Below are 26,431 nucleotides of genomic sequence, written 5' to 3'. Positions count from 1 at the left end.
CGCCGGCCGGCGGTCCGGGGTCTCGTCCGGCGGTCGGCGATACCGGCCGGCGGTCGGGCCGGGCCGCCGGAACCGGGCCGGGCGGTCGGACCCGGACCGGTTGGCGTTGCAAGCCGCGGACTCACGCGGCTCGGCGACCGATCGGGGGTATGCGAGGGACCACGCGACGCGGCTTCGTGGCCGGGCTCGCCGGCGCGGGCGTAGCCGGAGCGGCGAGCGCGGCCGCGGCCGCGCAGGAGACCGAAACCGACGACGGCGGCGGGACCGCGGACGGCGGGGCGGCCGGCGGTGGCGGGGGCGGCCAGCCGGACTTCGACGGCTGGTTCGAGGGCGTCGGCAACTACACCGGCGAGGTCGTCGACCTGCGCGACGACTCGGACCCGGAGGTCCAGGTCGGGACCGAGGCCAACGGCGGGGCCTTCGGGTTCGGTCCGCCGGCGGTCCACGTCGAGAACGGCGCGACGCTCACCTGGACCTGGACCGGTGAGGGCTGTCCGCACAACGTCGTCGAGGACGAGGAGGTCTTCGACTCCGGGGAACCGGGCTGCGAGGGCGTCGGTCCCTTCGAGTACACCTTCGAGGAGGACGGCATCTACCCGTACGTCTGCGAGCCGCACGTCCAGCTGGGGATGAAGGGGGCGGTCGTCGTCGGGACCGACTACCCGACGGTCGACACCGGCGGTGGCGGCGGGGGCGGCCCCGGGATCCCGCAGGTGCCCGACGCGGCGCGGACGCTCGGCGTCGCCACCGGCGTCGCGATGGCCGCGACGCTCGGGCTGACGTACCTCTTCGTCAAGTACGGCGGCGACTACGGCGAGTTCGAGGAGGCATGACCGTCGATACCGGGCGTGGACAGCTCCGAGCGCCCGCTTGCGGGGTGTGCAACCGGGCCGGGGAACCCGCGGTGAGTTCGACGCCGTTCCGGTGGATTCACTACGGGCGGGTCCATACGGCCGGACATGAGCGACCAGAGCGCGGACGTGTCACGGCGGGCGTTCCTGCGCGCCGGTGCAGGCGCCACGGCAGTCGCGGCCGGTGCGGGCACCGCCGCGGCCCAGGAGGAAGGCGGCGGTGGCGGCAGCGTCAAGCCTGTCTGGCCCTCCTACGTGAGCGACGCGAACAACGGCAGCTACGAGGACTTGCGGGGCCAGTCGGAAGTGACCGTCCAGGTGGGCCCGGACGGGAACTTCTCGTTCGCACCGACGAAGATCTGGATCGAGTCGGGGACGACGATCGTCTTCGAGTTCGCCTCCCCCGGCCACAACGTCAAGCCGACCGAACAGCCCGACGGCGGCGGTCTCGACGGGACCGAGGGCGGCCAGTTCGCCACGATCGCACAGGGCGAGACCTACGAGGTCACGCTGGAGACCGGCGGCATGTACACGTACAACTGCGCCCCCCACGAGGGCCAGGGCATGAAAGGTGCCATCGCCGTCGGCGAAGACGTCGAGACCGAGGAGGTCGACACGGGCGGCGGCGGAGGCTCCCGGCCGGAGGTCCCGGCCGCGGCGAAGTCGCTGGGCATCGCCACCGGATTCGGGATGGCCGCGACGCTCGGGCTCGCCTACTTCTTCATCAAGTACGGCGGCGACTACGGCGAGTACGACGAGTAGACTGGGACAGTTCCGGCCGTTTCCCTCGGTTCACAGCGCGTCCGGGCGGGTGTGGACCGTCAGGTCGACCTCGCGGGGCTGGCCCTCGATGTCGGCGACGATCCGCTCGACGACTCGCTCGGCCTCCTTCTGGATCAGCGGCTTGACCTTCTCGACGACCCACGACAGCGAGACGAACCGCGGGAGGTCGATGCTGCCGGCGTTGACCGAGCCGGGGTCGTACTCGATGCGCAGCGAGACCCGGGAGGCCGCCTCGACCCCGTCGGGTGCCTCGTCGGCCGCCTCCTCGATGCGCCAGTGGCCGTCGGCGTCGATGTTCCTGATGACGCGCCAGTCGAGCTGTTCGGGCGGGTCGGCGTCGACTACCTCGGTGTGGGCGGTGTAGGTGAGCTTCCACCAGGAGAATCGGAGCGCGTAGCGCGTGCCGGGCGAACCGTCGCCGTCGCGACGGACTCGCTCGAGGTACTCGGAATAGTCGGCGTACCGCGGGAAGTCGACGATGAACTCGTAGGCCTCCGCGGGCGGCACGTGGATGACCGTGCTGACCTCGACTTCGTCCACACCCGCCCTGGGGCCCGCTGGTACTAATAGCCTCGCGACGCGGGCGCTTCGAACGGATCGCGCGGACGGCAGGGAACGGAAAACGGAGTCGGTCGCCGCTCAGGGTGCGGTCTCGGGGTCGACCTCGACGGTCGGGTCGACGGTGGCCGGGCCGTGGTCGTCGGGGTCGTCGTCGGTGCGCTCCCGGAGGTAGACGCCGAGGTAGCCGCCGACGGCGCCGGTCCCGGCGACGACCGCGGCGGTGACCGCGAGCGCGAACAGGGCGATCGCGACGAAGACGGCGGCCCCGAACGCCTCGCCGCCGACGACCGCGCCGAAGCTGAACACGCTGAACACCAGTACCAGTACCGCGAAGACGGGCACGGCGGCGATCAGTCCGGAGACCGCGCCGATCCTGGCGCCCTCCATCCGGGTACCCCGCTGGAGGTAGCCCGCGACGCCGCCACCCAGCACCGTCGCGAACGGGATCCACGACAGGACCACCATCACGACCGCGCCGATCAGCGCGTTCACCCAGAACTCCCCCTCGCGGCGCTCGACGAACGAGTTGGATCTCGTAGCCATGAGGAAGTATACGCTCGCTCACACGATAAGCCTATGTGCCAGATCGTTCCCATTGCGGGCTCTGAGGCCCGATGTTCTGTTTCCGGCCGCGCCGGCAGTCACCGCGTGACGGTCACGGGGACCGACGCCCTGTCGATGACACTCTTGGCGACGCTCCCGACCGCCCCCGGCGTCTCGGAGCGGCCGCGGTGACCGACGAAGACGGCGTCGACGCCGGCGTTCTCGGCGTACTCGGGTATCGCGGTCGCCGGTCGGCCGGTCAACAGCTGCGTCTCGATTGGGACGTCGTCGCCCTCGGCGGCGGCCGCGGCCGTCTCGACGGCGGCGTCGAGGATCCCCTCGGCGTGGTCGACGGCCGAGGCCTCGCCCGGCAGGACGATGTCCCCGTCGACCAGTTTCGTCTCCGGCGTCAACACGTGGACGACCTCCAGATCCGCGTCCCGGACGCTCGCTTCCTCGGCGGCGTGTTCGACGGCCCGGTCGCTGACTGTCGACCCGTCGGTCGCGACGAGGTAGTGCATACCCGACCGTTCGCCGCCGAGGCTATAATCGCCTCCGGCCGTTCCCCCTCGCTGAGAACGGGAGCGCGGCCCCACACCACCGACCCGACGGACCCCGGTGAGGCCGGACAGACGCCCGGTTGCGGCCAGACGGACCCGCGCGCCGCCACCCCGACAGACCTATTATCGCGAGCGTGGACAGGGGCGGGTATGAGCGATAACGAGGAGTTCGGCGAGTTCGGTGGCCGACACGTTCCGGAACCGATGCAGGAGCCGCTGGCGCAACTGGCCGACGCCTTCGAGACGGTGGCACAGACCGAACAGTTCCGCGCGGAGTTCCGCGCGATCCTCGAGGAGTACGCGGGGCGGCCGACGCCGGTCTACCACGCGGAGAACCTCAGCGAGCGCTACGGCGCGGAGATCTACCTCAAGCGGGAGGACCTGCTCCACGGCGGCGCCCACAAGATCAACAACGCCGTCGGGCAGGCGCTGCTCGCGGAGAAGGCCGGCAAGTCGCGGCTCATCGCCGAGACCGGCGCCGGCCAGCACGGCACGGCGACGGCGATGGTCGGCGCGCTGTTCGACCTCGACACGGAGATCTACATGGGGAAGAAAGACGCCGAGCGCCAGCGGATGAACGTCTTCCGGATGCGGCTGATGGGCGCGGAGGTCAACGAGGTCGACCGCGAGGGCCAGGGCCTCTCGGAGGCGGTCGACGCCGCCCTGGAGGACTTCGTCGAGAACATCGACGACACCCACTACCTCGTCGGCTCCGTGGTGGGGCCGGACCCGTTCCCGCGGATGGTCCGTGAGTTCCAGTCGGTCATCGGCCGCGAGGCCCGCGAGCAGTTCCTGGACCGGGTCGGCGAACTCCCGGACGCCGCGGTCGCGTGTGTCGGCGGCGGCTCGAACGCCATCGGCCTCTTCCACGCGTTCCGCGACGAGGACGTTGCCTTCTACGGCGGCGAGGGCGGCGGGGAGGGTGCGGATTCGGGCCGCCACGCCGCGCCGCTGGACGACGGCCGCGAGGACGTGCTCCACGGGATGAAGACCCGCGTCATCGACGACGACACCGAGGTCCACTCCGTCTCGGCGGGGCTCGACTACCCGGGCGTCGGCCCCGAACACGCCATGTTCCGCGAGATGGGGCGCGCCGAGTACCGGGCGATCCCCGACGACGAGGCGCTGGAAGCCTTCCGCGCGCTCAGCGAGGAGGAGGGGATCATCCCGGCGCTGGAGACGGCCCACGGGCTGGCGATGGCAAAGCGGGTCGCCGAGGAGACCGACCACGAGACGATCCTCGTCAATCTCAGCGGGCGCGGCGACAAGGACATGGAGACCGCCGCCGAGCAGTTCGACCTGTCCTGACGGTTCGTCCGAGGGGTATCGCGGTCGCATCGCCGCTCTCCCTGCCGGTCGACGAGGTCGCGGAGCCGCGCTGCGAGAGTAGCCGCGGCCGCATCGCTTAACCGGACACCCGGGGAACCGACTCCCATGACCGACGAGGACGTGCTCGTGGTCGGCGGCGGGCTGGCCGGCCTGACGGCGGCGCTGTTCACGGCCCGCGCGGGCCTCGACACCCGGGTGGTCTCGACCGGCGAACCGATCCTCCGGCGCAACGCCCACCTGGAGAACTTCCCCGGCTTCCCCGCCGGCGTCAACCCGCGGCTGCTGCTCGACTCGACGCGCGAGCAGGCCAAGCGCAACGGGGTCCGGTTCACCGACGCCCGCGTCGAGCGGGTCGCGCCGCTCGACCCCGCCGACCCGTCGTATCCCGAGGACGGCGACCTCGGTCCGGCCGACGAGGTGGCCGGCTTCACCGTCTCGCTGGCGGACGGCGACGCGCTCACGGCCACGTACGTCGTCGCGGCGTCGTGGTCGGATCCGTCGTACCTCGACGACCTCGACGTGTCGCTGGTCCAGCGCGGGTCCAAGCAGTTCGTCGGCGTCGACGACCTGGGACGGACGGAGGTCGAGGGACTCTACGCGGCGGGCCGCCTGGCGAAGCAGTACCACCAGGCGGTCGTCGCGGCCGGCCACGGCGCCCAGGTGGCGATCACGCTCGTCGAGGACTCCGACCGGCCCTTCTACCACGACTGGGTCGTCCCGGAGGGCTATTTCACCGGCCGCGACCGGGAGGTCCCGCCGGGCTGCGAGGAGATCGACGAGGCCGAGCGGCGCCGCCGCGAGGACGAGGCCCGCGCGGCGATCCGGGAGTCGGTCGCCGACCCCCACCCCGACGAGCCGACCATGCACCCGAGCGTCGCCGACGAGGAGTGACGGGATCGCGAACGGTGCGCGGAATCGGGGAAGCGAATATCGGCCGCTGTGACCCCACAGCGGCGCAAAGCCGCGATTTCGCGGTCGTGCGCGGCCGATGAACGAACGGAACACTGAATAGGTCCCTCCCGCCGACTATCCGATGGGTGTCAGAGGCATTCCCCCATCGGATCGGACACCCTCTCCCCCCTCTCTCGTCGCCCGGTTCGCCCAGCGGCGGGACTCGCGGACCGCGATCCGCCGCCGTTCGCGAGCGCGCGAGCCGGCCCTTATAAGTCGCGGCGCGGCCAAGGTGCGGGCGATGCTGGACGGCGTCAACGTCGCGCTGGGAGTCACCGGCTCGATCGCCGCGGTGAAGACGGTCGAACTCGCCCACGAGCTGCGCCGCCGCGGCGCCGCGGTCAGGGCGGTCACCACCGACGCCGCCGAGGGGATCGTCCACCCCTGGGCGCTGGAGTTCGCGACCGACAACGCCGTCGTCACCGAGATCACCGGGGCCGTCGAACACGTCGAGCTCTGCGGCCGCGAGGGGTGGGCCGACGTGCTGCTGGTCGCGCCGGCGACGGCCAACACCGTCGGCAAGATCGCGGCCGCGGTCGACGACACGCCGGTCACCACGTGCGCGACGACGGCGCTGGGTGCGGGCGTGCCGGTCGTCGTCGCGCCCGCGATGCACGAGCCGATGTACGACCACCCGGGCGTGCTGGCGGCCATCGACCGCGTCGAGTCGTGGGGGGTCGCGTTCGTCGACCCGCGCGTCGAGGAGGGCAAGGCCAAGATCGCCACGGAGGACGCCATCGCGCTGGCGACCGCCCGCGCGGCGACGCCCGACCCGCTCGCGGGCCGGCACGTCGTCGTCACCAGCGGCGCCACCACGGAGTCGGTCGACCCGATCCGCACGCTCTCGAACCGCGCGTCGGGCAAGACCGGCCGCGCCGTCGCCCGGGCCTGCTACGTCCGCGGCGCCGACGTGACCCTCGTCCACGACGGCGACGACCGCCCGTACGCCGCCGTCGAACCCGTCGAGTCGGCCGCGGAGATGGTGGCGGCGACCCGGGAGGCGGTCGCCGACGCCGACGCGCTCGTCTCGGCGGCTGCCATCTCGGACTACACCGTCGAGCGCCGGGACTCGAAGATCCGCTCGGGCGCCGAGTCGCTGACGCTCGAACTCGAACCGACGCCGAAGCTCGTCGACGCCGTCCGCGACGACCACCCCGACCTCCCCATCGTCGGGTTCAAGGCCGAGACCGGCGGCGACGACGACGCCGTCGTCGCGCAGGCCCGCGAGCTGCTGGAGCGGGCGGGGATGGCCTTCGTCGTCGGCAACGACGCGAGCGTGATGGCCGCCGACCGCACCCGGGCGCTGCTCGTCCGGCCCGACGACGTGACCGAGTTCGAGGGCGAGAAGGCCGCCCTCGGCGCGCGGATCGCCGACGAACTCGCCGCGGAACTGGACTGAGGGGTTCGTTCCCCATCCGGTCCAGTGCTTTTCAGTCTCCGTCGGCCGCGCCGGCCGTCGACGTGTTCCCCACAGGCAGGAGATCCGCGGCGAGTTCGGAGAGTTCGGTGGTCTGAACCACCCGGACGGCGGCGAGGCCGACGAGGACGGCGTTGCCCCACAGGCCGGGCTGGAGGAGCAGGTAGACGGGTCGCAGCGCCTCGAAGGCGGGGACGGCGTTCGGAAGGGTGACGACCAGAAAGCGCAGCCCGTAGGCGTGGGCGTGCAACAGGAGCACGCCCAGCAGGACGAGTTCGGGGTAGCCATCCCGGTCGAGTTCGCCCGCGAGGAGGACGACGGCGGCGGGCAGCAGGGCGACGAAGTAGTAGGTGTAGGTCTGCGGCGTGACGAGCGGGAACGCGGCGACGCCGAGCGCGAAGACGGTCCGGCGCGCGCGCGGCGGCGCGAGGGCGGCGAGGCCGGCGATCCCGGCGGAGGCGACGACCCGGAGCGCCTGCGCGGCGAGGACCCACGCCAGCGGCTTGTAGTACGGCGCGAGCCACAGCGTCGGCGAGCGGGCGCCGTCGCCCCCCTGGGAGACGCCCCAGCGGAGCACGTCGAGGTAGGTCAGGTGCGCGCCGATCCCGAAAAACCGGACCGAGAGCCAGGCGACCGGCGGGACCACGAGGAGGGCGCCGACCAGCCGCCGCCGGTCGTGGAGGAGGTGCCCGCCGACGGGCGCGTAGGCGAACTTGACGACCCCGACGACGGCGGTGGCGGCGCCGGCGAGCAGCGCGAGCGGACGGTCCCACAGGCCGGCGTCGGTGGGTTCGTCCGTCGGGCGCCGCGAGCGGCCGTCCCGGACCAGCGCGGCCCCGGCGACGGCGAGCAGCCCGCCCATGAACAGCGCCGCCTGGCCGAGTTTCGCGGTCAGGAGAGCGGGGTGGAACCCCGCGATCAGCCAGGCCAGTCCGAGTCGCTCGGACCACCGGAGGTCGTAGCCCAGCGCCGCGACAAGCGCCTGGAGGCCGGTCCACAGGAAGATGCCACTCGCGAGCAGCCAGGCTATCGCCCCGTCGCGGAAGGCCAGCAGGGCCTCGAACGGCCAGAACAGCAGGACCACCACGGGCGGGTAGAGGTACGTCCCCCAGAACCCGCCGTCGTCGGTCCGCCGGTAGAGCGGCTCGCCGGCCCCCCAGCGGTCGACGGCGCCGGTGTAGGCGCCGAAGTCGCCGAACCGGAAATTCGACGCGAACTCGGTGGTCGCCCGGAGCCACCAGTCGACCGCGGGGTAGGCCAGCAGCGACGCCAGCAGGAGGGCGGCGAAAGCGACCAGCGCCGGGCGCTCGCGGCGGCGCGCCCACAGCCGCTGCAGCAGGGACATACTCGCCGGTACTGTCGTCCAGTATGAGTGTCTTCCCTGCTATCAAACGCCTCTTTGAACCTCCGCAATCGGGCGATCTCGGCGGTGGCAAGCGGCAGTCCGTTCGGGGGTCAGCCCGCGGTCAGGGCTCGGCGACGACGACCAGCCGCGTCGACTCCCGTTCGAGGGGGTCGCCGTCGAGGTCGGCGTACAGCGAGACCGACCCGAAGCCGGCGTCGCGACACAGCGCCGCGAGTTCGGCGGGCGCGTACAGCCGCACGTCGTAGACCATCTCGCCCTCGTAGTCGTACCCGTCGTCGGTCTCGACGAACACGCGCCTGGTCGTCTCCATCCGCGCCGTTTCGGGGTCGTACTCGGCTGATTCGACGACGAGGGCGTCGTCGTCCTCGGGGACGGCGGCGGGCCGGAAGTCGGCCAGCACGCCCTCGCGGTTGACGAGTTCGAGGACGAGCGCCCCGCCCTCGGCAGTGCGCTCCGCCATGCCGGTCAGGATCTCGCGGTTCGTCGCCTCGTCGTAGTAGCCGAAGGAGGTCCAGAGGTTGACCAGGAGGTCGTACTCGTCCGTTCGCTCGCCGAGGTCGCGCATGTCTGCGCGTTCGAGGGTCACCGTCTCGTCGAGGCCGCGTTCGGCGACCCGCTCGCGCGCCCGGCCGAGGTACGACTCGGAGATGTCGATCCCATGGACAGGGACGCCGCGGTCGCCGAGTTCGACCGCGTGGCGGCCGATGCCGCAGGCCACGTCCAGCGCCGACGCCGGTTCGATCCCGTGCTCGGCCAGCAGTGCGAGCAGGGCCTCGGTCTCCTCGGCGGCGTCGTCGACGCGGTCCTCCAGGTGCCGGCGGAACACGTCGGGGTTCTCGCGGTAGACCGATTCGGTCCAGTGAGTCATACCGGCGGGTCGACGGCCGGTGTGAAAAGCGACGCGGCGGTGTGCGAGCCTGTGACGGGGCCGGGAAGACGGGCGGTCACTTCGGTCGGGCGGTCCCGAGCAGGGACGGGACCGGGGGTCAGACGATCAGGACGAAGAGGACGGCGATGGCGACCAGCGCCACGAGCACGACACTGGTGCCGATGCCCGCCCGCAGGGAGTCGGGCGCCTCGCCGGTCGACCCCGCGATGGCCTCCCGCGGTTGCGTGGTCACGGCGACCGAGCGCTGGGCGAGGCCGACGACGGCGCGGTCGGCCGCGGCGTACAGCTCCGTGACGCCGACGACGAGCGCGCGGGTGCCGTACAGCGCCGCGGGGTTGTACAGGCTGTCGATGTCGGGGACCCGGCCCACCTTCGACAGCGGCTTCTTGATGAGGACGAACCCGACGAGGCCGATCGCGGCCAGCGCGACGCCCTCGACGACGTGGCCGACCGTGTAGGTCTCGTAGACGTGGCCGACGGCCGCGTCGCTGGTCACGTCGAAGGGGAGGATCGCGAACAGCGCGCCGTCGAAGAGCCCGTAGAAGACACAGAGCGCGGCGACGGTGACCATCGCCACGGTCTGGCCCCGGTTTGCGTCGGGGACGCTGCCGTCGTACTCGCCGTGGAGGAACGCGTAGTAGCCGAACTTGATAAAGGAGAGGAAGGTGCCGACGCCACCGATCAGGAGGAGCAGTTCCAGCGTGTGGAAGTCGCCGACCGCGAGCGGGCCCGCCGGGAACTCGTAGTGGCTCGCGGAGATGACGATCCCCTTGCTGACGAAGCCGTTGAACCCGGGGAAGCCGGCGATCGACAGCGCCGCGACGGCGAACGAGACGGCGGTGATCGGCATCTCGCGGCCGAGTCCGCCGAGTTTCTTCAGGCTCTCCTTGCCGGTCCGGTAGATCACGACCCCGGCGGTCATGAAGAGCAGTCCCTTGTAGAGGATGTGGTTGAACACGTGGGCCATCGCGCCGGCCTGGCCGAGCGCGGTACCGATGCCGACGCCGGCGACCATGTAGCCGACCTGCGACTGGATGTGATAGGACAGCAGGCGGCGCATGTCGTTCTGGAACAGTGCGAAGGTCGCGCCGAAGACGGCCATGATACCGCCCATGTAGGCGACCGCGACGTGGCCCTCCGGGAACGCGCGGTACATGCCGTAGACGCCGGTCTTCGTGGTGAACACGCAGAGGAAGACGCTGGCGGCGACGTGCGGGCGCGGGTAGGTGTCGGGCAGCCAGGCGTGCAGGCCGACGAACCCGACGTTGACGCCGATGCCGACCGCCGCGAGCAGGGGCGCGACCTCCCCGGCCATGCCGCCCTCGGCGGCCGAGAAGAGGAAGGATCCGACTTCGACGTAGTGCCAGATCACGGCCCCGAGCAGGAGCGTCCCGCCGACGCCGTGCAGCAGCGCGTAGCGGAAGCCCGCGCGGACCGCCCGGCCGCCGTAGTGCCAGACCAGCAGCGTGCTGGTCACGGCCATCAGCTCCCAGAAGAAGATCAGCGACAGCCAGTCGCCGCCGAAGACGGCGCCGAGGCTGGCGGCGACGTAGCTCAGCGCGAAGGCGGTCTGGAGCGAGTCGGCCTCGCTGTAGTAGGAGTAGACCACCGCCGCGGCGGCGATGAACCCGAAGATCAGGCCCATCAGCGTCGAGAACTCGTCGACGTTGTACAGCACCGCCCGGAAGCCGAACAGCGACACCTCCCAGTGGGTCCCCGCGTCGGTCAGCCAGACGTAGGGGACGACCGCGGCCGACGCGAGGGCGCCCAGCGCGTGGCCGAGCTTCCGGCCGAGGAACGGCAACAGCAGCGCCGCGACGGCGACGGGGAGGAACGGCGGGACGAGGGGGTCGACCATCAGACGCTCACCCCCGTCACGCCGGAGACGACGAGCCTGACGATCCGCAGGAAGACAGCCGCGTCGGGGACGATTCCGAGGACGACGGAGCCGGTCGCGGCGAACAGGATGGGCCCGAGCATCAGCCAGGTCGACTCCTCGCCGGTCCACCGGCGGTGCTCCCACGCGAGGCTGTCGTCGGGGCCGTGTTCCGGCTGGATCTGGGCCGCGGCCTCGGCGTCGTCGAGCGGCCCCTGGCCCTCGTGGTCGTCGGCGTAGCCGTGGTCGTCGGCGTGGCCGTGGTCGTGGTCGTCGGCAGGACCGTCCGACTCCTCGTCGGGGCCGTCGTCAGCCGGCTCGCCGTCGGGGTCGTCGTCCGGCTTCCCGCCGTCGGCGGCCACGTCGGGCTCGCCGAAGCGGCCCCCGAGGACGGCCTCGACGAGGGGTTTGGGGTCCTGTTCGCCGGGCGACTCGAAGAAGGCGGCGTAGACGACCGGCCAGAAGTACGCGATGTTGAGCACGCCCGAGACGAGCAGCGCGAGCGTGAATACCACGTCGCCGGCCGAGACCGTCCCGATGAGCAGGAAGTACTTGCTGACGAACCCGGCGACCAGCGGGATGCCGGCCATCCCCAGGGCGGCGACGCCGAAGGCCGTCATCGTCAGCGGCATCCGCTTTCCGATGCCCGCCATGTTGCTGATGTCGTCGGTGTGGGTCTCGACGTGGATCGCCCCCGCGCAGAAGAACAGGGTGAGCTTCATGAACGCGTGGGCGGGGATGTGCAGGAGGCCGCCGACCAGCGACATCGGGTGCAACACCGCCAGCCCGAGGACGATGTACGACAGCTGGCTCACCGTCGAGTAGGCCAGCCGGCGCTTGAGGTTGTCCTGGCGCAGCGCGATCACGCTGGAGGTGACGAGCGTGAACGCGGCGATGGCCGCCAGAATCGTCCCCACGCCGAGCTCGGCCATCAGGTCCGGCCCGAACACGTCGAGCACGACGCGCGCGATGCCGAACACGCCGGACTTGACGACGGCGACCGCGTGCAACAGGCCGGAGACGGGCGTCGGCGCGACCATCGCGTCGGGCAGCCACGAGTGGATCGGCATGAGCGCGGCCTTGACGCCGAAGCCGGTGATCAGCAGGGCGAAGGCGGCGCGGGCGACGAGCGGGTCGGCCGTCGCCAGGTCGGCGATCCCGCCGGCGGCGAAGGCGGTCGTGCCGGTGACCCAGTAGACCAGCACCGCGCCCGCGAGGACGGCGACGCCGCCGCCGAAGGTGTAGGTGAGGTACTTCCGACCGGCCGCGCGGGCCTCGTCGGTCTCGTCGTGGGCGACCAGCGGGTAGGTCGCGACCGTCAGCAGCTCGTAGAAGACGAACAGCACGAGCAGGTTACCGGCGAAGGCGATGCCGATCGCCGACGCGAGGCTGCCGGCGAACGCCGCGAAGTAGCGCGTCTGGCTGTGTTCGTCGAGCCCGCGCATGTAGCCCATGCTGTAGAAGCTGGTCACGAGCCACAGCAGGCTCGCCAGCAGGGCGAAGAGGATCCCCAGCGAGTCCGCGCGGAGGACGAACTGGACCCCGGGGACGAACGTGCCGAAATCGGTGACGTAGGTGTCGCCGGCGAGCACGCCCGGCACCATGCTGGCGACGATCCCCAGCTTGGCGAGCGCCGCCAGCACCGTCCAGGCCTCGCGGAGGTTGGGCCGCCCGCGCGAGGCGAGGATCGGGACGATGGCGACTGCCGATACGAGCACTGCGGCGACCGGTCTGAGCGATGTGAGTTCCGTCATGACAGGAGCCGTTCGATGGTCGGTTCGAGGAGCTGTCCGTACTGGAACGCGGCGACGCCGAGGACGATAGCCAGGACGGCCGCGGCGACGACCGTCGCGCGCATCCCGAGGGAGACGCGCGCCCCGGCGAGCGCGTCACCGGTCGGGGACGAACCGGTCTCGTCACTCGGCTGTCCGGTGCCGTCGGTGGCGACGGCCGTCCGGGTCCCGCGCTCGGCGCCGGCCGGTTCGACGTTCGCGTCGGCCGCGGGCGCCTCGCGGAAGTACATCCGCTCGACGATCCGGGCGAAGTACGCGAGCGTGAGCAGCGTGCTCGCGAAGATGACGACCGCGAGCGGCCAGGCCTCGGCCTCGACGGCGCCCAGGGCGACGTACCACTTGCCGACGAAGCCGACGGCGGGCGGGACGCCGACCATCGCGAGCGCGAGGACGCCGAACGCCCCCGCGCCGGCGGGCAGCCGCTCGGCCAGGCCCTCGTAGCCGTCGACCGTCCGGGCGCCCGTCTCGGTCGCGACCAGCCCGCTCGTCAGGAACAGGCCGCCCTTCATGATACCGTGACCGACGAGGTGGATCGCCGCGCCCGTCAGCGCGGTCCCGTTCGCGACGGCGATCGCCGCGAGGACGAGCCCGAACTGCGACACCGACGAGTAGGCGAGCATCCGCTTGATCTCGGTCTGGGTCACCGCGAGGACGCTCCCGGCGACGATGCTGACGACGGCCGCCGCGGCCAGCAGGGTCTGTGCGAAGCCGTTCGCGGCGAGGAAGTCGACGGTGAAGACGGTGAAGACGATCCGGATCAGCGCGTAGGCGGCGACCGTCGAGACCAGCGCCGAGATGAACGCGCTCACGGAGTCGGGCGCGCCGGCGTAGGCGGTCGGCTGCCAGGTGTGGACCGGGAAGACCGCCACCTTGACGAACAGGCCGACGACGAGCAGGCCGAACGCGGCCTGCACGAGCGGGTCCGTGTAACCCACCTCGGCTAGCTGGGCCGACAGGTCGGCCATGTTGAGCGTCCCGGTCGCGATGTAGGCGTAGCCGATCCCGAGCAGGAACAGCGACGCGCCGACGGTCCCGACGAGCAGGTACTTCAGCGCCGCCAGCGCCGAGCGGCCGCCTTCGCCGCTGGCGACCAGGGCGTAGGCGGTCAGCCCCGTGATCTCCAGGAAGACGTACATGTTGAACACGTCCCCGGTGATGCTCATGCCCGTCAGGCCGGCGACCAGCAGGAGGTAGGTCGCGTAGAACGGGTTCGACCGCGGACCCGCGGTCCGGGCGTACGCGAGGACGCCGACGGAGACGACCGCGACGAGCAGCGCCATCGAGGCCGACAGCCCGTCGACGACGAGTTCGATCCCGAAGGGGGCGGTGAACCCGCCGACGACGTAGCGGACCGGGTCGTCGCCGAACGCGCGGGTCGCCAGCGCTCCGACCGCGACGACCTGCCCGACCGCGGCGAGGACGGTGATCGGCCAGCCGGTCCGCGGGCGGACGAGCCCGGCGAGCAGCACCGCGACCGACCCCAGGATCGGGAGCGCGACGACGAGGGCGGGCAGGTCACTCATCGTGGCTCACCCGCCTGATGGCGTCCTCGTCGAGCGTGCCGTACGCCTCGTAGACGCGGACGACGAGCCCGAGCGCGACCGCCGTGAGGCTCACCCCGACGACGATGGCCGTGAGGATGAGGACGTGGGGGAGCGGGCTCACGCGCGGCGCGGGCGCGGTGAGCAGCGGCGGGCTCGCGCCGGTCACGAACGCCGACGTGATGAAAAACAGGAAGATGCCGGTCTGGAAGACGTTCATCCCGATCACCTTCTTTACGACGTTGCGGTTGCCGATCAGCATGTACGTCCCGACGCCCAGCAGCAGGAACGAGACGACGTAGTAGAGGCGGTCGGCGAGGAGGTCTATCATGCGAGATCACTCCCGTCGTCGGCCACTCCCGCGGCGATGACGAAAAAGAGGCCGGTTACGATCCCGGAGACGACCAGCCCGATCGCCAGCTCGACGAGCTCGATGCCGTACTTGGTGGCGTGGTAGATGCCGTAGACCTCGTACTCCAGGAAGTCCCCGCCGAGCGCGACCGACCCGAGCCCGATCAGGAGGAAGGCGAGCACGCCGAGCCCGACGAGCGCGACCGCGAGGCGCGGGCCGACCCACTCGCGGGTCGTCTCGATGCCGAAGGCGATCCCGAGCATGAGCACGACCGTCCCGACGATGACGCCGCCCTGGAACCCGCCGCCGGAGGAGTCGGCGCCGTGGAACATCACGAACAGCCCGAGCGTGAAGACGAACGGCGTGATCACCCGAACGGTGGTCATGATGATCGGGCTCTCGACGTAGAGCCCCTCCCCGCTCTCGGCCGGGGACTCGGTCCCGAGCGTGGTCTCCTCGGCGTCGCTCATCCGAGCACCTCCCTGTCGAGGACGACCAGCAGGCCGATCCCCGCCGAGTAGACGACGACCGCTTCGCCGAGCGTGTCGAACCCTCGGTAGGCCGCGAGCACGGCCGTCACCGCGTTCTGCACCTGGGTCTCCTCGTAGGCGTTGTCGAGGTAGTACTCGGTCACGTTGTCGGTCGCGACCGCGGAGTCGGCCGACCCGACCGCCGGGAGCGCGACGAGCGTCGTCGACAGGGCCGCGACGAGCGCGACCGAGACGGCCAGCGCCCGGAGGTCCACCGACTCCAGGACCTCGTCGTCGGACGGCCGGACGGTCTTCGCGATGGTCAGAAGCAGGAGGATCGTCATGATCCCGGCGCCGACCGCGGCCTCCGTGAGGCCAACGTCGGGCGCCCGCAGGAACACCCAGATGACTGCGATGCCGAGGCTGTACGCCCCGAAGGCGATGATCGACCCGAGCACGTCACGGAGCATGGCCGTCGCGACGGCACAGCCCAGCACGAAGACCACGAGTCCGACCTCGAGCAGCCCGGTCATTGTCCGTCGTCCTCCTCCGTCCACGGTTCGATCCCCTGTTCGGCGGCCGCCCGCGTGATCGCGTGGGCGGCGGTCGGGTTCGTGATGAACATGAATACGAGCAGGAGCACCGCCTTCACCGTCGACATGGTCGTGCCGAAGGAGACCGCGACCGCCGAGAGCGTCAGCACGGCGCCGAGCGTCTCGCTCTTGGAGGTGCTGTGGGCGCGGGTGTACAGGTCCGGCAGCCGCACCAGCCCGACGGCGGCGACCAGCGCGAAGAACACGCCGCCGGCGGCCAGGACCAGCACCGCGATCTCGCGGGGCGTCATCAGAGCACCCCCCCGCGCTCGACGGTGAACTTCGAGATGGCGATGCTCAGCAGGAAGTTCAGCAGCGCGTACACCAGCGCGATGTCGAGCGCGCCGGGTTCGCCGATCGCGGCCGCCAGCAGCGCGATGACGATGACGACGTTCGACCCGATGACGTTGACCGCGATGACGCGGTCGGGCATCGTGGGCCCGTCGACGATCCGGTAGAGCGCGACCAGCGACGTGAGGACGAACGCGGCGGCGGCCCCCAGCAGGACGTTCTCGACGAGGGTCACGACTCCTCACCCTCCTCCGTCGAGCGCTCCCGCGGCGATGGGATGCGCGCGCCGGCCCGCCCGTAGAAGACGAACCGGACCGCCCGCTCCAGCGACCCGCCGAACAGGTCCTCGCGGGCGTCCCGCGTCAGCGTGTGGACGGTGAAGTGCCGGCGCGACACGTCGACGGTCAGCGTCCCCGGCGTGAGCGTGATGCTGTTGGCCAGCGTCGTGACCGACAGCGGCGACCACACCGCGGCGTCGAACTCGACCATCTTCGGGTCGATCGGCAGCGACGGGTGGAGCACGACGTAGGCGATACTGAGGTTCGCCAGGGCGATCTCCCAGAGCAGATACGGTACGTACAGCAACAACCGCGCGAGCCGCTGGACCGTCCGGACGGGCTCGACCGGCGCGGTCAGCGAGACGCCCCACAGCGCGACCGCGACGATCCCGGCCGAGATAGCGCCCGTGACGAGCTCGAACGTCACTACCGACCCGGCCAGCAGCAGATAGAAGAGGAAGGAGACCCCGAACAGCGCGAAGAACTGCGCGACAGTCCCGCGTTTGACCAGCAGCGGGCTCCGCCGCTGGCGCTGGACCGGCGCCTCCTCGACGTCGAGGCCGGCCCGGCGCACCTCGCCCTCCAGCGGCGGGAGCAGCGGCGTCGTCCCCAGGGGGTTGAACTCCGGGTCGAACACCGCGCGGTCGAGGTCGTGGCCGTCCGCGTAGCTGGTCAGCACCTCGGCGTAGTCGCCCGGGCTGAACAGGTACTCGCCGGTCCCGACGAGGTCGGTCTCGACCGCCACCGTCCCGGCGTCGTCGCCCAGGTCCTCCTCCGCCCAGACGGTCACCTTCTCCAGGAGCTCGCGGGCCCGTTCGGTCTCGCGGGAGTCCTCGCCGATGGTCAGCCGCTCGGAGACCGGGTAGACGAAGTGGACCGCGGCGCGGTCGCCCGTCGCGTCGGCGGCGTCGAGCGCCTCCCCCACCGCGTACGCGACGGTGTTCCGGAGCGTCGGCGACTCCGAGACCGGCACGAGCAGGCGGGCTCCGCTCACTGGGCCGACCCTCCCGGCTGGACCGGCGCCGTTCGGACGAAGATAGCTGGCATCAATCGTTCGGTTGGTTCTTATCCGGAACTCGTTAAAGGATTTCTTTCTCCCCCGACAGCGCGTCGATCTGTCCGGTCTCCGTCCGGGCGCCGCCGGTTCGCCCGACCATCGATCGCCCGATCACCGATCGTCCGTACGGGGGTCTCGGCGAACTGTCGGTCCGTCGGCAACCCGGCCCACTGTCGACCGGTCGCCGGCCAGTCCGACCGCCCGCCGCCGCGACGGCGTCGGATCTCCGGGCACCGGTCCGGTCTGTCCGCCGCCAGAATCAGTTTTCGATACGCGGATAGCCAGGGTTGAATTTACGATTTTGATAATACGGTAGTGAGGCTTATGTGTCGTGCTGGGAGAGTCACAGGTGACACGCACCGAACGCCGCCGGGACCGTCGAGGATGGCTCGGTCCGGCCGGCGACCTCGCGAGGGACCCCCCCACGCATCGGGCGTGACGACAACCCATGAAACTCAACCAACTACTCAACGACGACGACGCGGTGTCGCCGGTCATCGGCGTCATCCTGATGGTAGCGATCACGGTCATTCTGGCGGCCGTCATCGCGACCTTCGTCCTCGGACTCGGCGACCAGGTCAGCAACACCTCCCCCCAGGCATCGTTCAGCTTCGAGTGGAACGGCGCCAGCGGCGAGGAAGCGACGCTGCGCGTCACGCACGACGGCGGCGAGACGATCCAGGCACAGAACCTCTACCTCCGCGGTTCGGAGGGGAGCGCTGGACCCGACCCGGCAACTCCGGCACTCGGACAGAGCTGGAACGAGTACAGCTCGGCCGGCCCGACCTCCGAGGTCCAGGCGGGAATGACCGCGAGCATCGATAACATCGGCTCGGACGGCGAGATCAGCCTGGTCTGGCAGAGCTCGACCGGCGAGAGCTCCACCACGCTGAAGGAGTGGACCGGCCCCACGGCCTGACCGACGCGCCTCGATACCCGGGGCCGTCCGACGGCCCTCTTTTCCCTTCTCGATTCTGAACCCGGGACAGAAGTATCGTTCGTGAGAACTTCGAACGGACCGACGCGGTCGCGACTGAGGCCGCGCGGCCACGCCCGACGGCTCCGAAACGCTCTTAGCACATGCCCATAGAATCACACATCATCGACGGGGCGGTAGATGGCCTCTCACGAGGACGGGTCTGACACATGAGCAACGAGACGAGACGGTTTTCGACCGGAGCGAACGGGAGCGAGGAGCTGTCGAAGGGGGAGATCTTCGACGTGTTGCAGAACCAGCGCCGCCGGTACGTTCTGGAGTATCTCAAGCGCTTCGAGGAGCCGGTGGGGTTGAGCGACCTGGCCACCCAGGTCGCCGCCTGGGAGTACCAGACGCCGGTCGAGGAGGTGACCAACGACCAGAAAAAGCGGGTGTACACGACTCTCCAGCAGACGCACCTCGGCAAGATGGAGGAGGCCGGGATCGTCGAGTACGACACCGAGACCAACACGGTCGCGCGGACGCCCCACACCGAGGAGCTGACCGTGTACCTCGAGATCGTCCCCGGGTCGGAGTTCCCCTGGCGGGAGTTCTACCTCTCGCTCGGGTCGATCAGCTGTGCCGTGGTCGCCGCGCTGTGGACGGAGCTGTACCCGCTCACGCTGCTGACGCCGCTGGAGTGGGCGACGGTTATCGCCGCGACGTTCACCGTCGCCGCGGCCTACCACACCTACAGCGGCGCCGACATGCAGCTCGGCGACGACGAGTACGCCCCCGACGAGTTCGACCGGTGACCACCGACGGCCCGGTCGACCCTCGCCGGCCACGCCACCGATCGGGCCCGGCGTTTACGACGCCTTCGCACCTATTTTCCGAATTGATATCTGGAAGGGTCGCACTCAAGGCAGGTTTGAGCCGCCGATATCCGGTGAACGGTTGTCGGGGTTAACTACTGATACCGACAGAGGTGGCGACAGCATTCCCGGCTCGCGGCGGGCTCGCGCCGGCCGGACGGGGTGCAGGCACACATGAAATTCAAGCAACTATTCGCGGACGACGACGCGGTGTCGCCGGTCATCGGCGTCATCCTGATGGTGGCGATCACGGTTATCCTGGCCGCAGTCATCGCCTCGTTCGTCCTCGGACTGGGGAACCAGGCACAGCAGGGCGCACCGACTGCGACGATCGGGATGGATTACGAGGAGATCGAGGAGAACTCGGGGGGCTCGAACTGGGGCGCACTGGCCGTCTCGCACGACGGCGGTGACTCCGTCTCGAGTAACGAACTGTACATCCGCGGGAGCGGGTTCAACGGGACTGCCATAAGTGGCACTACGATCGATAGCGGGACCGATCTGGAAACCTTCGTCCGCAACAGCGGTGGCCCGCAGATCCACCACACCAGCGCAGGCGCCTGGAACGGCACGGCCAGCGGCGAGGACAGCGCCGTCGTCTCGGGCGACCGCGCCGGCGTCTACGTGAGTTCGGACTACGAGGTCAGCGTCGTCTACCAGGCCCAGGAGGGCGACACCTCCTCGACGCTCAACGAGCAGGAAGGCCCCGACGCCTGAGCGGCGTTCCCGCTTTCTTTCGTTTCGACGGTCGCCAGCCGCGGCCGTCGGCTTTATTTCGGTCGGGTGCAGTCATCCGCCAATGGATCGGGGCCGAGTCGCCGTCTACGCCGCCGCCGCGGTCATCGTCGCGGTGACCGTCCTCAGCGGCCCCGCCGTCGGCCTCGTCGACCTGACGACGCCGCGGTACGACATGTCGGGCCTCGGCGAGGGGTCGGCCGCCGTCGACGAGGTCGACCTCCCCTCGTCGGTCTCGCTCGACCGCGGCTATCAGTCCCAGTCGTACTACCTCACCGTCCCCGACGCGCGGGTCCGCTTCGCGACCGTCGAGGGCAAACCCACCGTCGCCTACGGCATCGACATCCCCGCGCTGGGCTACTCCCGGTCGACGACGCACTTCCTGCGCGACGGCGACGCCGGCTGGGCCTCGCTGTCGCTGCGCGAGGACACCTTCGCCGAGGACGCCGTCGACGCCGACCGCTACGAGGGGGAACTGTCGCTCGTCGTGCGCGACAGCGACGGGAAGTCAGTCGTCGCCAACCGGACGGTCCCGGTGGAGGTGCGCGAATGAGCACCGGACGCGCCCGGGCGCTCGTCCCGGCGGACGCCCGCGAGCGGGTGGCGGCGGCACGGACGCTGCTCGTCCGCGCACTCGTCGGCGACCGCCTCGGCCTCGTCGTCTTCCTCGGGACGCTGCTCGCCGTCGGGACGACCTGGCGGATCGGCGTCTTCATCAACGACAGCTACACGCTGGCGAACGCGCTGGTCGCGCTCGCCGACGGGAGCCTCGTCGTCGACGAGGCGGTCTACGGGTCGCTCGAAGCGCCCGGGATGCAGGTCCACGACGGGCGGCTCTACGGCCGCAACTACGGCCAGGTGGCGCTCGCCCTCCCGCTGCTGTGGGGCCTGCGGGCCGCGACGGCGGTCGCCGACCCGGGGCTCGTCTTCGCGACGGCGTGGTCGCTGCTCGCGCTCGCGTTCGCCGTCCAGGTCGCCCGTCTCGCCGGTCGGGAGTCGCTCCTCGGGACCGCGGGGGCCGCCCTCGCGCTCGCGGCGTTCGCCGGCAACGCCGCGCTGGCCGAACCGATCCCCGCACAGTTGCTGCCGCTCGCGGCGCTCCAGCTCGGGACCGTCCTCGCCGCGGCGCTCGTCGCGACCACCGTCTATCGACTCCTCGCGCGCGTCCACGACCGCCGGGTCGGCGTTGCCGCGGCCCTCGGCGCCGGGCTCGCGACGCCCGTCGCGTTCTGGGCGGCCATCCCGAAGCGCCACGTCACCGTCACGGCGCTCGTCGTGGGCGTCGTCTACGCGTTCTACCGGAGCCGTTCGGACGCCCGGACCACCGGCGCCGCCGACGCGCTGCTCTCGCCGACCGGGTTCCGCGCGCTGGCCTACGCCCTCGTCGGGCTCTGCACCTGGGTCCACGCGGGCGAGGCGTTCGTCGTCTTCCTCGCGCTGGTCGCCGTCGACCTGCCGACAGCGCCGTCGAACGACCGACGGACCCTCGCGGTCGTCGGGGCGGCGTTCGCCGCGTCGCTCGTCCCCTTCTTCGTGACGAACGCCGCCATCTCCGGGGACCCGCTCCGCCCGCCGCGGATGCTCTCGGAGTTCGGCGCCCCCACCGCCGACGCCACGTTCGGAGGCGGTAGTGGTGGGAGCGACGCCGGGGGTGGGACTGGCGACGGAGGCGCCGCGAGCGGCGGTGCCGCGCCGCTCCTGCCGGCTCCGGTCCGCGCGCTCGCCGCGACGGCCGGCGACCGGTTGGGGCTCCTCTTCGGCCCGTTCGTCGCCGGCGCGAAGGCGCTCGTCTCCGACCCCGAGTCGCTGTACCGGACGTTCGTCCGCGCCGGCTACGACGGCTACATCGGCCGCCACGACAACGACCAGGCGATCAACCTCTCGGTCCTCGAATCGGCGCCGCTGCTCGCGGGCGTCGCCGCGCTGGTCGCGACCGGCGGCCGCCGGGCGGCCGTCGCCGTTCGCCGCGACGCGGCCGAACCGCTCGGCGCCCGCGTTCGACGGACGGTCCGGACCGTCCGCACGGCTCCGACGACGGCCACCGACGCGTTCGTCGCCGTCCTCGCCGTGCTGTTCACGCTGGTCTACCTCCCGAGTCTCCCGCTGTTCGCGCAGGTGACCGTCCGGTACCTCCTGCCGGTGTACGTCCTGGCTGTCTACGCGCTGGCCCGCCAGCGATGGGCCCGCCGCGTCCTCGCCGAGCGCGGGCGGACGGTCCTGTGGAGCTACCTCGGCGGCGTCTGCCTGGGCGCGCAACTGCTGTTCGTCGTCGTCACGGTCGGCTCGTTCGGCCGCGGGGGCGCCTTCCAGCTCCACGCCGTCGTCGGGCTGGTCGTCGGCGCCGCCTTCGCCCTGTCGGCCGTCGGCAGCGCCCTCGACGAGCGGTTCGACGCCGCGACGGCCGCGGTCGGCGGGCTCGCCGCCGCGCTCGGGACGGACCTGGCGCTCTGCTCGGCGCTCGTGTACTTCCGGTACGGACCCCACGCCCTGCCGGTCGTCGACTGGCTCGCCGACCTGCTGGCGTCGGCGTAGCTAGTCAGGCTTTTGGCCCCCCGTGGTCATTCCCCGGGCATGAACCGCCTGAAGCAGTCGCTGCTCGACGCCCCGATCGTCGAAAAGGAGGGGTATCACTACTTCGTCCACCCGATCAGCGACGGCGTGCCGATGCTCCACCCCGAGCTGCTGCGGGAGATCGTCATCAAGATCATCCGCAAGGCCGAGCTGGAGAACGTCGACAAGATCGTCACCCCCGCCGCGATGGGCATCCACATCTCCACCGCCGTCTCCCTGATGACCGACATCCCCATCGTCGTCGTCCGCAAGCGCCAGTACGGGCTGGAGGGCGAGGTCGCGCTCTCGCAGGTCACCGGCTACTCCGAGTCGGAGATGTACGTCAACGACGTCTACGAGGGCGACCGCGTGCTCGTCCTCGACGACGTGCTCTCGACGGGCGGTACCCTCTCGGGCATCACCGGCGCCCTCGAGGAGATCGGCGCCGACATCGTCGACATCGTCTGCGTCATCAAGAAAGACGACGGCCCGAACAAGCTCGCCGACGCCGGCTACGAGGCCAAGACGCTCATCAACGTCGTCGTCGAGGACGGCGAGGTCGTCATCGTCGACGAACAGGGCGACGACTGACCCGGTAGCCGCTTCCCTTTTACGCGACTCCCGCCGCGACCGCGCCGAAGTACAGTCCCGCGAGGATCAGCGCCGCGCCCACTGCCTGCACGAGCCGCCGGATCCGGCCGTCTAACTCGTCGTCGCTGCCGTACTCGCCGCCCCGGTCGCCCGGGACGCGCCCAACCGTGTGCGCGCGGACGACGGCCTCCGGCACCGCGACCAGGACGGCGCCGAGGCCGACGCCGAGGACCGCGGCCAGCAGCGTGCGGTAGTCCATCTCAGCTCCGCAGCTTCTCGATGCGTTTCTCCATCGGCGGGTGGGTGGCGAACAGCCGCGCGAGCCCGCGCTCCTCGCCGAAGATACACAGCGCGTTGACCTGCTCGTCGATCGCCGAGTCGCTGGCGCGCTCGTTGCCGCGGCTGATCTTCTCCAGCGCGCGTGCGAGCGGTTCGCCGGAGCCGATGGCGCCGGCGGCGTCGCTGTCGGCGACGTACTCGCGGTACCGCGAGATGGCCATCACGAACAGCATGACGAGCATCTGGACGATCTGGCCGACGACGATGGCCAGGAAGAAGTCGGCGATCTCGTTGTCGCCGGTCAGCAGAACGACCCACTGGGCGACGATGGCGACGATGGAAGCGATCCCCTGGCCGAGGACCATCATCACCACGTCGCGGTTGGCGATGTGGGCCAGCTCGTGGGCGAGGACGCCCTCGACCTCGTCGGCGTCGAGCGTCGCGAGCAGCTCCCGCGAGACGACGACCGTCCCGGCGCCCTTCCGGCCGACGGCGAAGGCGTTGGGCACGCCCATCCGCGCGATCATGAGCCGGGGCTTGTCGATGCCCATCTCCTCGGAGAGTGCCTCGACCTGGCGGTGGATCTCCGGGTACTGCTCCTCGGGCATGTCTTCGGCCCCGACGCTGCGGATCGCGGCCCACTTGCCGACCTTGTACTGGACGCCCACGAACAGGACGCTGCCGACCAGTACCAGCCACAGCGGGACCGCGAACGCGCCCATCGCCACGACCGCGGCGACGGCGTAGAACGCGAACAGGATCGATCCCACGATCGCCATCCGCGCGGTGAGACTCGGGTGACGCATACGTGACGTGTCTGTGTCGCGACGACCTAAGTACTCTCCGTTTGTGGTCACTCAGCCGTGAAGTCGGTCACGGACCACGTGCGGGACTGTTGACGGGTCGCGATTGACAGCTCCCCGGTCGTTCGGCGACCGTCGCACGGTACCCGACGTTCGCCGTCTGACTGGACAGCCCCACCGACCACACGGAGTGTATTCGACGCGGTCGTCGCAGTCCATCCCCCGACCCAAGTGACAATTAACCGTGAATTCGAAATCGACTTCAACGAGCGGTAATACGCTCGACTATGAGACTCGGGTTGCTGATCCCCGGAGCAGCTCTGTCTCTCGCCGGCGTCGCCCTGACCGCCGAGTTCGACCTGATCGGCCCCCAGTTTCCGGACGCCCCCGTCGAGTGGGTCGGGTGGATCGTGCTTCTGCTGGGGTTGTTCCTGATGAGACTCGCGGCCGCCAGGGGATCGTGACGGTGCGAAGTGTTCGGCGATGAAACGCCCCGCGAAGAGCGCGTCGCAGAATGATCGCGGGAGGTAGATCGCCGCTCACGGTGGCGAACACGTACAAAGCGGTGCTCACCGTGTAGCTCGCGGCAGAATATAGCGGGAGGTAGATTTGAACTACCGATCTGCGGGTTATGAGCCCGCCGGAATCTCCTGGCTATCCCATCCCGCTACCTGTTCATATCCCCGACCGCCCATTAAGGGTTGTGATTCGTTCGCCGTCCGTGAATTAGTCCCGCGGTCACGCCTCGTGGACCTGCCAGGTGAACAGGCTCTCGAAGACGTAGTTGACGAACATCGCGACCCCGATGGCGATCGGGCTCGCCAGCAGGAACCACAGGTCCGTCTCGAAGACGACGACGGTCACGTCCAGCCGCTGGGTCAGGAACCAGTAGATGGCGAACTGGATGAGCGAGCCGCCCGAACGGACGAGGTGGGACTTGCCCAGCCGACGCAGGAACGCCCTCGCACCGGGCGCGCCCTCGTCGGCGAACGTCCAGTGTTCGTTGACGGTGAACATCACCAGGATCGCCGTCTCGATCCCGATCGCCTTGGCGACCAGCTCCGGGACGCCGAAACCGAGACCGAGCAGCGCGAGCATCGTGTTGTCGGCGACCGCACCGACCGCGCCGACGGAGACGAACTTGCCGAACCGCACGCCCGAGAGCAGGGCGTCCAGTCGCGACTCGTCGCCGCCTTCGAAGTCGGGCTCGCCGGTCCCGTCGACGTTCCCGTCAGTCATGCCTGTCCACCAGCGCCGTCGGCTCCTCGCGGGTCGCCGCGATGGCGTTGTGGACGCGGCTGTTCCGGATCTGTTTCGCCCGGTGGCGCGACGAGAGCAGCGCCCGGGCGAGTCGCAGCGACGTGCGGACCGGCGAGACGGTCGAGCCCGGCTTGTCCTCCCAGGTGAGCGGCACCTCGGTCACGTCGAGTTCCAGCGCGCCGGCCATCGCGACCAGCTCCACGTCCCAGGCGAACCCCGGCTCGTAGAGGTGCTGACGGACGGCCTCCCACGACTCGGCGGTGATGGCCTTGGCGCCGCACTGGTAGTCGTACAGGTCCGCGTCGAGCATCCGGCGGGCGAGCCAGGCGAAGCCGTCGCCGAGGAAGCGGCGGGCGAACGTCTGGTGGCTGGTGATCGTCGAGTCGGGGTGGCGCCGCGATCCGACCGCTACGTCCGCGCCGCCCTCGATGGCGGCGAGCACGTCGGCGAACTCGGCGGGGGCGGTCGAGCCGTCGGCGTCGACGAACCCGAGCACGTCGGTCTCCAGCGCCTCGAACCCGGCGGTGACGGCCGCGCCCTTGCCGCGGCGGTACGGCGAGACGTTGACGGTCGCCGGGAGGTCCGCCAGCGCGGCGACGACCCGCTCGTCGGCGTCGTCGAGTTCGATCCGGATCGCCTCGGGCGCGAGCGCCTCGTCGAGCGAGCGGACGTAGGCCGCGAGCCTGTCCACGTCGGGACGGAAGGCGGGGACCACCAGGCCGACGGACGCGCTCATTGTCTGCCGTGACCACCGCGGCGAGTAAAAACCGTTCGGAACGACCGACACGTCGGCGACCGTTCGGCGACGGCGGAGGTGCCAGCGCCGGGAGGTGAGCGACGGCAGGTCGACGCGCGGGCCGGCGGCAAGTCGACCCGCGGGTCGCCCTCCGGTCGGCGAGCCGCCGGGCGGTCGGGCGGTCC

At 70.7% G+C, this 26,431-nt stretch carries 30 protein-coding genes and 1 tRNA gene; 12 read left to right on the top strand and 19 right to left on the bottom strand.

Annotated features, from left to right (window positions below):
- The first annotated feature begins 149 nt into the window (after nucleotides 1-149).
- Together ACMGFG_RS20345 and ACMGFG_RS20340 are read left to right on the top strand one after the other, a co-directional pair.
- Nucleotides 150-833, top strand: a complete 684-nt coding sequence (locus tag ACMGFG_RS20345; protein ID WP_436932135.1) for a halocyanin domain-containing protein — start codon at nucleotides 150-152, stop codon at nucleotides 831-833.
- Nucleotides 834-959: 126 nt separating this feature from the next.
- Entirely contained in the window at nucleotides 960-1,613 is a 654-nt protein-coding gene (locus tag ACMGFG_RS20340; RefSeq protein WP_436932134.1) for a plastocyanin/azurin family copper-binding protein, read from the top strand.
- Between the two features lie 30 nt (nucleotides 1,614-1,643).
- Here ACMGFG_RS20340 and ACMGFG_RS20335 read toward each other — a convergent pair whose 3' ends face one another.
- From ACMGFG_RS20335 to ACMGFG_RS20325, 3 genes are all read right to left on the bottom strand, one after another.
- Nucleotides 1,644-2,174, bottom strand: coding sequence for a type II toxin-antitoxin system RatA family toxin (locus ACMGFG_RS20335; protein ID WP_436932133.1), 531 nt, complete (start codon nucleotides 2,172-2,174; stop codon nucleotides 1,644-1,646).
- 99 nt (nucleotides 2,175-2,273) lie between these two features.
- Nucleotides 2,274-2,738: a DUF5518 domain-containing protein gene (locus ACMGFG_RS20330; RefSeq protein WP_436932132.1), complete on the bottom strand. Its 465-nt coding sequence runs from the start codon at nucleotides 2,736-2,738 to the stop codon at nucleotides 2,274-2,276.
- 98 nt (nucleotides 2,739-2,836) lie between these two features.
- A complete protein-coding gene (locus ACMGFG_RS20325; protein ID WP_436932131.1) occupies nucleotides 2,837-3,259 on the bottom strand; it encodes a universal stress protein in 423 nt (140 codons plus the stop codon).
- A gap of 189 nt (nucleotides 3,260-3,448) precedes the next feature.
- Here ACMGFG_RS20325 and trpB point away from each other — a divergent pair, with 189 nt between their 5' ends.
- From trpB to coaBC, 3 genes are all read left to right on the top strand, one after another.
- Nucleotides 3,449-4,606 carry a tryptophan synthase subunit beta gene (gene trpB / locus ACMGFG_RS20320; RefSeq protein WP_436932130.1) on the top strand — a complete coding sequence of 386 codons (1,158 nt, stop codon included), beginning with the start codon at nucleotides 3,449-3,451 and terminating at the stop codon, nucleotides 4,604-4,606.
- A 126-nt stretch (nucleotides 4,607-4,732) separates the two neighbouring features.
- Nucleotides 4,733-5,518, top strand: a complete 786-nt coding sequence (locus tag ACMGFG_RS20315; protein WP_436932129.1) for an NAD(P)/FAD-dependent oxidoreductase — start codon at nucleotides 4,733-4,735, stop codon at nucleotides 5,516-5,518.
- Nucleotides 5,519-5,819: 301 nt separating this feature from the next.
- A complete protein-coding gene (coaBC, locus tag ACMGFG_RS20310) occupies nucleotides 5,820-6,977 on the top strand; it encodes a bifunctional phosphopantothenoylcysteine decarboxylase/phosphopantothenate--cysteine ligase CoaBC (protein ID WP_436932128.1) in 1,158 nt (385 codons plus the stop codon).
- Nucleotides 6,978-7,008: 31 nt separating this feature from the next.
- On the opposite strand, the gene ACMGFG_RS20305 is transcribed toward coaBC, so the two are convergent.
- The 11 genes from ACMGFG_RS20305 to ACMGFG_RS20255 all read right to left on the bottom strand — a co-directional run bounded on the left by ACMGFG_RS20305 (nucleotide 7,009) and on the right by ACMGFG_RS20255 (nucleotide 17,438).
- On the bottom strand, nucleotides 7,009-8,340 hold the full coding sequence (locus tag ACMGFG_RS20305) for a glycosyltransferase 87 family protein (protein ID WP_436932127.1): 1,332 nt from the start codon (nucleotides 8,338-8,340) through the stop codon (nucleotides 7,009-7,011).
- 121 nt (nucleotides 8,341-8,461) lie between these two features.
- A complete protein-coding gene (locus ACMGFG_RS20300; RefSeq protein WP_436932126.1) occupies nucleotides 8,462-9,229 on the bottom strand; it encodes an SAM-dependent methyltransferase in 768 nt (255 codons plus the stop codon).
- A gap of 118 nt (nucleotides 9,230-9,347) precedes the next feature.
- Nucleotides 9,348-11,108 (bottom strand): Na(+)/H(+) antiporter subunit D, encoded by a 1,761-nt coding sequence (locus ACMGFG_RS20295; protein ID WP_436932125.1) that lies wholly within the window; start codon nucleotides 11,106-11,108, stop codon nucleotides 9,348-9,350.
- Nucleotides 11,108-12,880 carry a cation:proton antiporter gene (locus tag ACMGFG_RS20290; protein WP_436932124.1) on the bottom strand — a complete coding sequence of 591 codons (1,773 nt, stop codon included), beginning with the start codon at nucleotides 12,878-12,880 and terminating at the stop codon, nucleotides 11,108-11,110. Before ACMGFG_RS20290 ends, ACMGFG_RS20295 begins: the two co-directional genes overlap by 1 nt.
- Nucleotides 12,877-14,442: a monovalent cation/H+ antiporter subunit D family protein gene (locus ACMGFG_RS20285; protein WP_436932123.1), complete on the bottom strand. Its 1,566-nt coding sequence runs from the start codon at nucleotides 14,440-14,442 to the stop codon at nucleotides 12,877-12,879. Before ACMGFG_RS20285 ends, ACMGFG_RS20290 begins: the two co-directional genes overlap by 4 nt.
- Nucleotides 14,435-14,791, bottom strand: a complete 357-nt coding sequence (locus ACMGFG_RS20280) for a cation:proton antiporter subunit C (RefSeq protein ID WP_436932122.1) — start codon at nucleotides 14,789-14,791, stop codon at nucleotides 14,435-14,437. Before ACMGFG_RS20280 ends, ACMGFG_RS20285 begins: the two co-directional genes overlap by 8 nt.
- A complete protein-coding gene (locus tag ACMGFG_RS20275; RefSeq protein ID WP_436932121.1) occupies nucleotides 14,788-15,282 on the bottom strand; it encodes an MnhB domain-containing protein in 495 nt (164 codons plus the stop codon). Before ACMGFG_RS20275 ends, ACMGFG_RS20280 begins: the two co-directional genes overlap by 4 nt.
- Nucleotides 15,279-15,815 carry a DUF4040 domain-containing protein gene (locus ACMGFG_RS20270; RefSeq protein WP_436932120.1) on the bottom strand — a complete coding sequence of 179 codons (537 nt, stop codon included), beginning with the start codon at nucleotides 15,813-15,815 and terminating at the stop codon, nucleotides 15,279-15,281. The genes ACMGFG_RS20275 and ACMGFG_RS20270 overlap by 4 nt, the downstream gene beginning before the upstream one ends.
- On the bottom strand, nucleotides 15,812-16,126 hold the full coding sequence (gene mnhG / locus ACMGFG_RS20265) for a monovalent cation/H(+) antiporter subunit G (RefSeq protein WP_436932119.1): 315 nt from the start codon (nucleotides 16,124-16,126) through the stop codon (nucleotides 15,812-15,814). Before mnhG ends, ACMGFG_RS20270 begins: the two co-directional genes overlap by 4 nt.
- Nucleotides 16,126-16,401, bottom strand: a complete 276-nt coding sequence (locus ACMGFG_RS20260) for a cation:proton antiporter (protein WP_135362663.1) — start codon at nucleotides 16,399-16,401, stop codon at nucleotides 16,126-16,128. Before ACMGFG_RS20260 ends, mnhG begins: the two co-directional genes overlap by 1 nt.
- Nucleotides 16,398-17,438, bottom strand: coding sequence for a monovalent cation/H+ antiporter subunit E (locus tag ACMGFG_RS20255; RefSeq protein WP_436932118.1), 1,041 nt, complete (start codon nucleotides 17,436-17,438; stop codon nucleotides 16,398-16,400). The genes ACMGFG_RS20260 and ACMGFG_RS20255 overlap by 4 nt, the downstream gene beginning before the upstream one ends.
- A 511-nt stretch (nucleotides 17,439-17,949) precedes the next feature.
- On the opposite strand from ACMGFG_RS20255, the gene ACMGFG_RS20250 reads away from it, so the two are divergent.
- The 6 genes from ACMGFG_RS20250 (at nucleotide 17,950) to hpt (ending at nucleotide 23,168) form a co-directional block, all read left to right on the top strand.
- Nucleotides 17,950-18,420 carry a type IV pilin domain-containing protein gene (locus ACMGFG_RS20250; RefSeq protein WP_436932117.1) on the top strand — a complete coding sequence of 157 codons (471 nt, stop codon included), beginning with the start codon at nucleotides 17,950-17,952 and terminating at the stop codon, nucleotides 18,418-18,420.
- 227 nt (nucleotides 18,421-18,647) lie between these two features.
- Nucleotides 18,648-19,232, top strand: a complete 585-nt coding sequence (locus ACMGFG_RS20245) for a DUF7344 domain-containing protein (protein ID WP_436932116.1) — start codon at nucleotides 18,648-18,650, stop codon at nucleotides 19,230-19,232.
- Nucleotides 19,233-19,466: 234 nt separating this feature from the next.
- Nucleotides 19,467-20,009, top strand: coding sequence for a type IV pilin domain-containing protein (locus tag ACMGFG_RS20240; protein ID WP_436932115.1), 543 nt, complete (start codon nucleotides 19,467-19,469; stop codon nucleotides 20,007-20,009).
- Nucleotides 20,010-20,091: 82 nt separating this feature from the next.
- Nucleotides 20,092-20,580 carry a hypothetical protein gene (locus ACMGFG_RS20235; protein ID WP_436932114.1) on the top strand — a complete coding sequence of 163 codons (489 nt, stop codon included), beginning with the start codon at nucleotides 20,092-20,094 and terminating at the stop codon, nucleotides 20,578-20,580.
- Nucleotides 20,577-22,559 (top strand): hypothetical protein, encoded by a 1,983-nt coding sequence (locus tag ACMGFG_RS20230; RefSeq protein ID WP_436932113.1) that lies wholly within the window; start codon nucleotides 20,577-20,579, stop codon nucleotides 22,557-22,559. The genes ACMGFG_RS20235 and ACMGFG_RS20230 overlap by 4 nt, the downstream gene beginning before the upstream one ends.
- Before the next feature lie 39 nt (nucleotides 22,560-22,598).
- On the top strand, nucleotides 22,599-23,168 hold the full coding sequence (hpt, locus tag ACMGFG_RS20225; RefSeq protein WP_436907194.1) for a hypoxanthine/guanine phosphoribosyltransferase: 570 nt from the start codon (nucleotides 22,599-22,601) through the stop codon (nucleotides 23,166-23,168).
- A 19-nt stretch (nucleotides 23,169-23,187) separates the two neighbouring features.
- Here hpt and ACMGFG_RS20220 read toward each other — a convergent pair whose 3' ends face one another.
- Nucleotides 23,188-23,427 carry a hypothetical protein gene (locus tag ACMGFG_RS20220; RefSeq protein WP_436932112.1) on the bottom strand — a complete coding sequence of 80 codons (240 nt, stop codon included), beginning with the start codon at nucleotides 23,425-23,427 and terminating at the stop codon, nucleotides 23,188-23,190.
- A 1-nt stretch (nucleotide 23,428) separates the two neighbouring features.
- A complete protein-coding gene (locus ACMGFG_RS20215) occupies nucleotides 23,429-24,253 on the bottom strand; it encodes a M48 family metallopeptidase (protein ID WP_436932111.1) in 825 nt (274 codons plus the stop codon).
- Nucleotides 24,254-24,537: 284 nt separating this feature from the next.
- Between ACMGFG_RS20215 and ACMGFG_RS20210 the strand changes: the two genes are divergently transcribed.
- A complete protein-coding gene (locus tag ACMGFG_RS20210) occupies nucleotides 24,538-24,714 on the top strand; it encodes a hypothetical protein (RefSeq protein ID WP_436932110.1) in 177 nt (58 codons plus the stop codon).
- A 130-nt stretch (nucleotides 24,715-24,844) separates the two neighbouring features.
- Here ACMGFG_RS20210 and ACMGFG_RS20205 read toward each other — a convergent pair.
- The 3 genes from ACMGFG_RS20205 to ACMGFG_RS20195 all read right to left on the bottom strand — a co-directional run bounded on the left by ACMGFG_RS20205 (nucleotide 24,845) and on the right by ACMGFG_RS20195 (nucleotide 26,246).
- Nucleotides 24,845-24,919: transfer RNA gene (locus ACMGFG_RS20205), tRNA-Met, on the bottom strand.
- Between the two features lie 69 nt (nucleotides 24,920-24,988).
- Complete coding sequence (locus ACMGFG_RS20200) at nucleotides 24,989-25,489, bottom strand: GtrA family protein (RefSeq protein ID WP_436932109.1); 501 nt, start codon at nucleotides 25,487-25,489, stop codon at nucleotides 24,989-24,991.
- Nucleotides 25,482-26,246, bottom strand: coding sequence for a glycosyltransferase (locus tag ACMGFG_RS20195; RefSeq protein ID WP_436932108.1), 765 nt, complete (start codon nucleotides 26,244-26,246; stop codon nucleotides 25,482-25,484). The genes ACMGFG_RS20200 and ACMGFG_RS20195 overlap by 8 nt, the downstream gene beginning before the upstream one ends.
- Between the last annotated feature and the right edge of the window lie 185 nt (nucleotides 26,247-26,431).

Source organism: Halosimplex halobium (assembly GCF_051414055.1).
GTDB lineage: Archaea > Halobacteriota > Halobacteria > Halobacteriales > Haloarculaceae > Halosimplex > Halosimplex halobium.
This window is presented reverse-complemented; position numbering and strand designations above follow the sequence as displayed.